Below are 8,590 nucleotides of genomic sequence, written 5' to 3'. Positions count from 1 at the left end.
CCGTTCTACGTCAACGACGCGACGCTCCCCATCACCACGAACCGGGAAGAGCCAGGATGACAGGCAGGAACGCGAGGCCGAACGCCAAGACCATGAACACGACATAGGCGAGGGCGATCAGGAGCCCCACGCCGAGGAGCACCCAGAAGATGATCCAGCCGACCTTGTTCATCTGCTGGGCCTGCCGCGGGTCCGCGTTCAGCTGCACGAGGGCGATGATCCCGAAGATCGCCGGGATGGTCCCTCCGCAGAGGAATCCGACGACGATCAACCAGATCGCGCTGGTCTGGATGGATCCCCGATCGGGGGAATATTCCTGGGGCGGATAGCTCATCGTGCTCCTCCGGCGGCGTGGTCGATCACGGGTCAGTCGGTGAGCGGACGACCGCGGGCGTCACGCTCGAAGGTGGGCGACTTCGCGAGCACCATGATGCCCTCGATGATGCCCCACCACGCACCGAACCCGCAGGTGATCAGGGTGACGAGGATCTGGACGATCCCGATGGTGGTGTAGCCCAGCAGGAAGCGGTGCACACCGAAGCCGCCGAGGAAGATGCCGAGCAGGCCGACCACGAGGCGGCTCTGCGCCTGGGGATCGTGCGGGGCCCCCATCGGGGCCGGCTGGCCGCCCTGCGGGCCACTCTGCGGACCGTATCCGGCGGCGCCGGGCTGTCCGAAGGGATCTGCGCCCGACGGGACGGGCCCACCGGCCGGGGTCCAGTTCTGCTGGCCCGCACCGGACGCCTGGCCGTACGGGTCCGACGCCGACGCGCCCGATCCCTGGCCGTACGGCTGCTGGGCCGCGGGCTGTCCGGCCTGCGGGGCACCGTAGGAGTTCTGCTGGCCGTACTGCTGATCGCCCTGTTCGCCACCGGGCGCGCCGTAGGGGTTCTGCTGACCGTCCTGCGGCTGCGCCCACGGGTCCTGTGCGGGCTGGGCATCCTGCGGGGCGGCCCACGGGTCCTGACCAGGGGTCCCCTGCCCCGCCTGCTGGGCGTCGTCGCCGCCCTGAGGCGTCCAGGGGCCGTTGTCGCTCGGGGTGCTCATGTCCCCAGACTACTGGCTCACCGGCCACCTCAGCACGCCGGGCCCGCCTGGCCCGGCGTGCGCTCAGCGGCGGCGCTTCTCGCGGATCCGCACACCGATCACGATCGGCGACCCGGTGAACTCGAAGTCCTCGCGCAGGCGGCGTTCGATGAATCGCCGGTACCCGTGCTCGAGGAACCCGCTCGCGAAGATCACGAAGCGGGGCGGACGGGTGCGGGCCTGCGTCGCGAAGAGGATGCGGGACTGCTTGCCGCCGCGCAGGGGGTGCGGATGCGCCGCGACCAGGGTGCCCAGGAAGGCGTTGAGGCGCCCGGTGGGGATCCGGATGTCCCACGACTCCAGGGCACGCTCGATCGCGGGCACGAGACGGTCGGCGTGACGGCCCGTCTGGGCCGAGATGTTCACGCGCGGGGCCCAGGCCACGTGCGCGAGATCCTTCTCGATCTCCCATTCCAGCTGCTTGTGACGTTCCTCATCGATGAGGTCCCACTTGTTGAACGCGAGCACGAGCGCACGGCCCGACTCCAGCACCATGTCGATGATCTTGAGGTCCTGGGCGGAGATGGGCTCCGAGGCCTCCAGCAGCACCACGGCCACCTCGGCACGATCCAGGGCGGCCCGGGTGCGCAGCGAGGCGTAGTAGTCCGCTCCCTGCGACTGCAGGACGCGCCGACGGATCCCGGCGGTGTCCACGAAGGTCCAGTCCTTGCCGGCGAGGGTGATCCTCTCGTCGACCGGATCGCGGGTGGTGCCGGCCTCGTCGTCGACGACGACGCGCTGCTCCTTGGCCAGGCGGTTCAGCAGGGAGGACTTGCCCACGTTGGGCCGACCCACCAGCGCGACGCGTCGCGGCCCGTTGTCGACCGGGGCGCCCCGTCCCTCCTCCGGCATCGCCGCGAGCATCGCGTCCAGCAGGTCGCCGGAGCCGCGCCCGTGGAGGGCGGAGACGGGGAACGGCTCGCCGAGGCCGAGGTTCCACAGTCCTGCGGCCTCGAGCTCTCCGCGCTGGTCGTCGACCTTGTTGGCGACCAGCACCACCGGGCACTTGGCCGTGCGCAGCACCTTGAGGAGCTGCTCGTCGGTCGTGGTGATGCCGACGTTCGCATCGACGATGAACATCACGACGTCGGCCAGGGAGATGGCGACCTCCGCCTGCTCGGCGACGCGATAGGCCATGCCCTGGACACGGTCCTCCCAGCCGCCGGTGTCCACGAGCCAGAAGTCCTTGCCGGCCCACTCCGCCTCGTAGAACACGCGGTCGCGGGTGACGCCGGGGCGGTCCTCGACCACGGCCTCACGGCGACCGAGGATCCTGTTGACCAGGGTCGACTTGCCGACGTTGGGGCGGCCGACGACCGCGACGACCGGCAGGTTGCGCTGCACGGAGGGACGGGGGTCGTCGGCGTCCTCGCCCTCGAGCAGGGCCAGGTCCTCCTCGTCCAGGTCGTAGCCGGAGAGCCCAGCGCGCAGTGCGGACTCGACGTCCTCGTCGGACGGTCCGTCGGAGTCCGTCGAGCCAGTCGAGTCGGTCGAGCCGGTGGAGTCGTGCGCGTCGTCGGCACCGGTCGAGCCGCCGAGGCCGGCGACGGGCTCAGCGGCGCGCGGGGCGGGCTCGGGCGCGCCGTGGAGGGCGCTCTCCTCGGCCTCCTCAGCCTCCGCCACCAGTATGAGCACGCGCTCGACGACGTCCGGGACGTCCAGACCGGTGGTGTCGACCGTGTGCACGCCCTCGGCGGCGGTCAGGAACTCCGAGACGGTGGAGTCGTCGCGGTCCCGGCGCAGCACCTGGTCAGCCATGGCGGCGCGGGTCTCCTCGGAGTCCTCGAGGTCGAGCTCGCTGGCCCGACGTCTCATCCGCTCCTGGTCGGACGCGGTCAGCAGGACGCGCACCTGGGCGTCGGGGGCGACCACCGTCGTGATGTCGCGGCCCTCGGCGACGCAGAATCCGCGCTCGGCCGCGGTCGCGAACAGGACCTCGCGCTGTCGGCGCTGGAGGATCGCGCGCACCAGGGTGTTCGTGGCGACGGCGCTGACCTGCTCGGAGATCCGCTGCGTGCGGATCTCGGTCGTGATGTCGGTGCCGCCGACGACGACCGTCGCGCCCTCCGGGTCGGTGCCCAGGTCCAGGTCCAGGGAGTCGGCGACCGCCGCGACGGAGTCCCGATCCGCAAGGTCGATGCCCTGCTCGAGGCAGGTCCAGGCGACGGCGCGGTACATCGCACCGGTGTCGAGGATCCCGCCGTCGAGGGCCTCGGCGAGAAGGCGGGAGACGGTCGACTTGCCGGAGCCGGCCGGGCCGTCGATCGCGATGGTGATGCCGGCCCCGGGCTCCGGGCTCGCGAGGGCGGAGGGGTCGTGCGGCGCGCTGGTGTGCATCCCCCAAGGATAGGGGTCGCTCAGGCGTCGGCGACGGTCCAACCACGTTCCGCGAGCGATCGCGTGAGCAGGTCCTCACGCGTGGCGTCGATCGCGACGTGCGCGAGGCCCACCGCGCGTCCCAGTTCGTGCTCGAGGCGGAGGTCCTCGAGGTTGACGCCGATCTGCCCGATCTCCGTGAGCAGCCGCGCCAGCTCGCCGGGGCGGTCCGGGACCAGCACGGTCACGGTCGCGAAGGCGTCGGTGCCGCCGCCGTGCTTCCCCGGGATGCGTCGCACCCCGCGGTTGCCGTCGGCGATGAGTCCCGCCAGCGCCCGTCGTGAGCCGATGGAGGGATCCGGGGAGCCGCGCAGCGAGTCGAGCGCAGCCAGGATGTCGTCGAGGCGCACGCGCACGTCGCCGAGCACATCGGCGACCGCCGCGGCGTTCGCGCCGAGGATCTCGACCCAGAGGCGCGGATCGGAGTCCGCGATCCGGGTGGTGTCCCGCAGACCCTGCCCGGCCAGTCCGAGCGCCGCCTCGGTGGGCTCCAGGAGGGTGCCCGCCACCAGGCTCGCCATCACCTGCGGGACGTGCGAGACATGGGCGACCGCCGTGTCGTGCGCGGAGGCGTCCATCGTCACCGGGACGGACCCGATCTCGGTGGCCAGGCCCTTCAGCGCGGTCACGGCCTCGGGCACCGTGCCGGGGTGCGGGACGATCACGAAGGGGCGGCCCTGGAAGAGGTCCCCCCGGGCGGCGATCACGCCGGAGACCTCGCGGCCGGCCATCGGGTGGGCGCCGATGTAGCGCGGGAGGTCCTCGGCCCGGGCGAGCGCCCTCACGCCCTCGAGCACCGTGGTCTTCACGCTCGCCACATCGGCGACGACCGCCTCGGGCCAGGTGCGCAGCGCCCGGTCGATGACCTGGGCGGCGACGTCAGGCGGCGCGGCCACCAGCACGAGCTGCGGCGCCGGATCCTCGGGGGCGGGGAGAGCCCCGACCCCGAGCTCGACGGCGAGGGCGGTGGTGCCCGGGGAGACGTCCTCGACCTGGACCGCGGCCCCCGCCCGCCCGAGCGCCATGCCCAGGGATCCGCCGATGAGGCCCGTGCCGATGACGCGCACGGGCGAGGGCACCAGAGTCGTCACAGGCCGACCTCGGCCATCAGGGTGCCGAGCTCGCGTCCCGTCAGCTCGCGGGTCTCCCCCGCGGCGAGATCGCCGAGCACGACAGGGCCGATCCGGGTGCGCATGAGCGCCGTCAGCTCGAAGCCCTGGGAGGCGAACATCCGGCGCACGATGCGATTGCGGCCCTCGTGGAGGGTGACCTCGACGACGGCCTCGCGGCCGTCCTGCGCGAGCACCCGGGCACGATCGGCGTGGGCGGGGCCGTCCTCGAGCTCCACGCCGTCGCGCAGGACCTTCACGAGCCCGCGGGGCGGGCCTCCGGGGGCGTCGAAGCGGCAGACGTAGGTCTTCTCGACCTCGAAGCTGGGGTGGGTGAGGCGGTGGGCGAGCTCGCCGTCGTTGGTCAGGAGCAGCAGCCCCTCGGTCTCGTAGTCCAGCCGCCCCACGTGGTAGAGACGCTGGGAGAAGGGCGCGGTGAACTCGGCGAGGTCGCGCCGGCCCTCCGGATCGCTCATGGCGGAGACGACGTGGCGCGGCTTGTTGAGCACGACGGTCACCTTGGCGTCGTCCAGCTGGAGGCGGCGGCCGTCGACGTGGATCACGTGGGCCGACGCCTCGATGCGGATGCCCTGCTCGCTCACCACAGCGCCGTCGACCATCACGCGGCCGGTGGAGATCAGCGTCTCGCACGCGCGCCGGGAGCCGAAACCGGCGCGGGCCAGGATCTTCTGCAGCCGCTCCGCACCCTCCTGGTGGAGATCCGGCCCGTCGCCGTCCGCGGACCGATCGGCCTTCGGGCGCGGCGACCCCTGGTCGTCGCGCAGCTTCACGGTGCGAGGCGGGGTGAAGGCGCTGCGACGACGCGGTCCCCGACCCGAGGCACCCGGACGCCCGGCCTCCGCCGTGGGACCGGCCATCAGGCTGCCGCGCCGCGGGAGATGAGCTCCCGTGCCAGCTGCCGGTAGGCGTCGGCGCCCTTGGTGGACCCCGCGAAGGAGATGATCGGCTCCGCGGCGACCGAGGCGTCCGGGAACTTCACGGTGCGGTTGATCGTGGTGTGGAAGACCTTGTCGGGGAACGCCTCCACGACGCGCTGGCACACCTCGCGGGCGTGGAGGGTCCGGGGATCGAACATCGTGATGACGATCCCGTCGATCTCCAGGCGCGGGTTGATGCGGTCCTGCACCTTCTCGATGGTCTCCACCAGGAGGGCCACACCGCGCAGGGCGAAGTACTCGGCCTCGAGCGGGATGATCACGCCGTGGCTGGCCGCGAGCGCGTTGACCGTGAGCAGGCCCAGGGACGGCTGGCAGTCGATGATGATCACGTCGTACTCGTCCGCGACCGGGCGCAGCACGCGGGCGAGCGCCATCTCGCGAGCCACCTCGTTGACCAGCTGAACCTCGGCGGCGGACAGGTCGATGTTCGCCGGGAGCACGTCGAGGTTCTCGGTGGAGGTGGTCTGGATGACGTCGCGCACGTCGTGCTGCCGATCCATGAGCAGGTTGTAGACCGTGACGTCGAGCTCGTACGGGTTCACCCCGGTCCCGGCGCTGAGCGCACCCTGCGGGTCGAGGTCCACCAGGAGCACCTTGCGGCCCAGCTCCGCGAGGGCGGCGCCGAGGTTGATGACGCTCGTGGTCTTCCCCACGCCGCCCTTCTGGTTCACCATCGAGATGATCCGAGCCGGTCCGTGACCGTCGAGAGGGGCTGGCTCCGGCAGCTCCGGCATCGGTCGGCCGGTGGGGCCGAGGTCGATGTCCAGCTGCTGGTTGGAGGTCGAGCTCACGTCGTTGTCCTGTCGTCGGCGTCGAGGGGCTGTGCGCGGGAGGGACGGGCCGCCGTGGGGACGGCGGGCCACGGGTCCCAGCCCGGGGAGCGGCGGCTGCGAGCAGTCGTCGAGGTCTTGGGGGCGGCGATCCGGGCGGACAGGTCTGTTCTCGTCCTCCCTCGGCGCCATGCCGGACAAGTCTAAGCCCCCCGCTGAGCACGGGGGTGGGCGCTCGCATGCGTTTCGCGCAGCGAGTCGACCGTCACCTGCGTGTAGAGCTGCGTCGTGGTGACCGAGGCATGCCCCAGCAGCTCCTGGACGCTGCGCACATCGGCACCGCCGTGCAGCAGATGCGTCGCATAGGAGTGGCGCAGCGTGTGCGGGCTGATGGGCTCCGTGAGCGCCGGCTCCGCGGCCTCCGCCGCGCGCCGGACCACCTGCCAGGCGGCCTGACGCGTCAGGCGGGTGCCGCGGGATCCGAGGAAGACGGCCGGCGTGCCGGTCCCCCGGGCCGCCAGGGCCGGTCGGCCGCGGGTGAGGTACGCATCCAGCGCCTCGAGCGCGAACCGCCCGACCGGTACCACCCGCTGCTTGTCACCCTTGCCCCGCAGGAGCGCCGAGCGCTGCTCGCGGTCCACGTCATCGAGGTCCAGACCGGTCGCCTCGGAGATCCGGGCACCGATCCCGTAGAGCAGCTCGAGGAGCGCGCGGTCGCGCAGCGCCCGCTGCGCGGAGTCCCGTCCGGTGCCGGGCCGACCTGCCGCCTCCAGCAGCGCCTCGACCTGGTCGATGGCCAGGGGGTGCGGCAGGCGGGAGGGCAGTGATGGTGTGGGGACCAGGCGCGCGGGATCGCCGGTGGTCGAGACGCGCTCGGCATCGAGGAAGCTGTGCAGGCCGCGCACCGCGGCGAGCGACCGTGCCGCGGAGGCCGCGGACAGCGCCGAGCCGCCGTCGGCCCCGGTGCGGAGAGCCTGCAGCCACGCCGAAAGGACCTGAGGATCCACCGCGACCGGGTCGATCTCGGCATGGGCCAGATGCGAGAGGTAGCGGGTCAGGTCCCGACGGTAGGCGGCGAGCGTGTTCGCCGAGAGGCCGCGCTCGATGCGCAGATGGCTCAGGTACTGCTCGAGGATCCGGCTGTCCCCGGGGCGCAGGGCGGCCTGCTCCCGGGATGGTCGCGGATCACCCCCCGGCGTCACAGGGCCAGGCTCACAGCGTGACGAAGGGATCGATCGCGAGGGCCACGAAGAGCAGCGTGAGGTAGGTGATCGACCCGTGGAAGACGGTCATCGGGCCGAGCTTCTTGCCGCTCAGACCACGACGAACGCGCACCGCGTACCGGATCACGAGGAAGGCGAACCAGGCGCCGACGGCCACGGCGCTGACCCCGTAGACCCAGCCGGTCTCCCCCAGCGGGATGATCGCGAGGCTCGCGGCGATCATGAGGAACGTGTGCATGATCATCTGCCCGGCGACGCTCGTGCGCGTGGCCACCACGGGGAGCATCGGCACGCCGGCGTCGGCGTAGTCCTGGGAGAACTTCTCGGCCAGCGGCCAGTAGTGCGGGGGCGTCCAGAAGAAGATCACCAGGAACAGCAGCACCGCGGTCCACGAGACCGTGCCGGTCACCGCGGACCAGCCGATCAGCACCGGCATGCAGCCGGCGACGCCGCCCCAGACGATGTTCTGGCTGGTGCGACGCTTGAGGATCATCGTGTAGAAGACGACGTAGAGCAGGATGGCGCCCAGCGCGAGGGCGGCCGACATCCAATTGACCAGGAGGCCCAGCCAGAGGGTGGACCCGATGGAGAGCGCGATGCCGAACACCAGCGCCGCCCGTGGGGAGATCTCGCCCGTGACGAGCGGACGGTTCCGCGTGCGCTTCATCTTCGCGTCGATGTCGCGGTCGAGATACATGTTCAGCGTGTTGGCGCCGCCAGCGGCGAGATAGCCGCCCACCAGCGTCGCGACGATCAGCCACCACGACGGGAATCCGCCTGCGGCGAGGAACATCGTCGGGATCGTCGTGATGAGCAGCAGTTCGATGATCCGCGGCTTGGTGAGGGCGACGTACGCACGGATCACGGACCGCGCAGTGCGTTGCGGGGTGTGGTCACCGCCCTGCCCTGCGTGCCGGATCGAAGCTCCCTGGGTGGCGGTCACCGCCCACCGTCCTTCCTCCTGAGCGCGACGCTGCCGTCGCGTGAACCCGACCAGTCTAGGTGCTCGAGCTGTGCGAACCCAGTGTTCACAGGGTGAGTCCCGGCACCGTACGGGCACACCGCAG

Annotated in this window: 8 protein-coding genes; all 8 read right to left on the bottom strand. The window is 71.8% G+C overall.

Going from position 1 to position 8,590, the window contains the following annotated elements; translation table 11 throughout:
- Window positions 1-31 precede the first annotated feature (31 nt).
- The 8 genes from ABD093_RS06820 to ABD093_RS06785 all read right to left on the bottom strand — a co-directional run bounded on the left by ABD093_RS06820 (window position 32) and on the right by ABD093_RS06785 (window position 8,466).
- Window positions 32-334, bottom strand: coding sequence for a hypothetical protein (locus ABD093_RS06820; RefSeq protein WP_343923322.1), 303 nt, complete (start codon window positions 332-334; stop codon window positions 32-34).
- Between the two features lie 32 nt (window positions 335-366).
- A complete protein-coding gene (locus ABD093_RS06815; RefSeq protein WP_193117228.1) occupies window positions 367-1,047 on the bottom strand; it encodes a TM2 domain-containing protein in 681 nt (226 codons plus the stop codon).
- 63 nt (window positions 1,048-1,110) lie between these two features.
- Window positions 1,111-3,423: a bifunctional cytidylate kinase/GTPase Der gene (der, locus tag ABD093_RS06810; protein WP_343923319.1), complete on the bottom strand. Its 2,313-nt coding sequence runs from the start codon at window positions 3,421-3,423 to the stop codon at window positions 1,111-1,113.
- A 20-nt stretch (window positions 3,424-3,443) separates the two neighbouring features.
- Window positions 3,444-4,553, bottom strand: coding sequence for a prephenate dehydrogenase (locus ABD093_RS06805; protein WP_193117230.1), 1,110 nt, complete (start codon window positions 4,551-4,553; stop codon window positions 3,444-3,446).
- Window positions 4,550-5,362 carry a pseudouridine synthase gene (locus ABD093_RS06800; protein WP_319021553.1) on the bottom strand — a complete coding sequence of 271 codons (813 nt, stop codon included), beginning with the start codon at window positions 5,360-5,362 and terminating at the stop codon, window positions 4,550-4,552. Before ABD093_RS06800 ends, ABD093_RS06805 begins: the two co-directional genes overlap by 4 nt.
- Window positions 5,363-5,448: 86 nt before the next feature.
- Window positions 5,449-6,321 (bottom strand): ParA family protein, encoded by an 873-nt coding sequence (locus tag ABD093_RS06795; RefSeq protein WP_319021554.1) that lies wholly within the window; start codon window positions 6,319-6,321, stop codon window positions 5,449-5,451.
- A gap of 182 nt (window positions 6,322-6,503) precedes the next feature.
- Window positions 6,504-7,502: a site-specific tyrosine recombinase XerD gene (locus tag ABD093_RS06790; protein ID WP_193117232.1), complete on the bottom strand. Its 999-nt coding sequence runs from the start codon at window positions 7,500-7,502 to the stop codon at window positions 6,504-6,506.
- A 10-nt stretch (window positions 7,503-7,512) separates the two neighbouring features.
- On the bottom strand, window positions 7,513-8,466 hold the full coding sequence (locus ABD093_RS06785) for a heme o synthase (RefSeq protein ID WP_193117233.1): 954 nt from the start codon (window positions 8,464-8,466) through the stop codon (window positions 7,513-7,515).
- Between the last annotated feature and the right edge of the window lie 124 nt (window positions 8,467-8,590).

The sequence above is a fragment of the Brachybacterium tyrofermentans genome (assembly GCF_039526165.1).
Lineage (GTDB): Bacteria > Actinomycetota > Actinomycetes > Actinomycetales > Dermabacteraceae > Brachybacterium > Brachybacterium tyrofermentans.
The sequence above is the reverse complement of the archived record's forward strand: the minus strand, read 5'-3'. Positions and strand labels throughout refer to the sequence as shown.

Bases quoted from the DNA above. Each gene is read 5' to 3' on its own strand.
- der (WP_343923319.1), bottom strand. From the start codon at position 3,423: ATGCACACCAGCGCGCCGCACGACCCCTCCGCCCTCGCGAGCCCGGAG.
- ABD093_RS06820 (WP_343923322.1), bottom strand. From the start codon at position 334: ATGAGCTATCCGCCCCAGGAATATTCCCCCGATCGGGGATCCATCCAG.
- ABD093_RS06815 (WP_193117228.1), bottom strand. From the start codon at position 1,047: ATGAGCACCCCGAGCGACAACGGCCCCTGGACGCCTCAGGGCGGCGAC.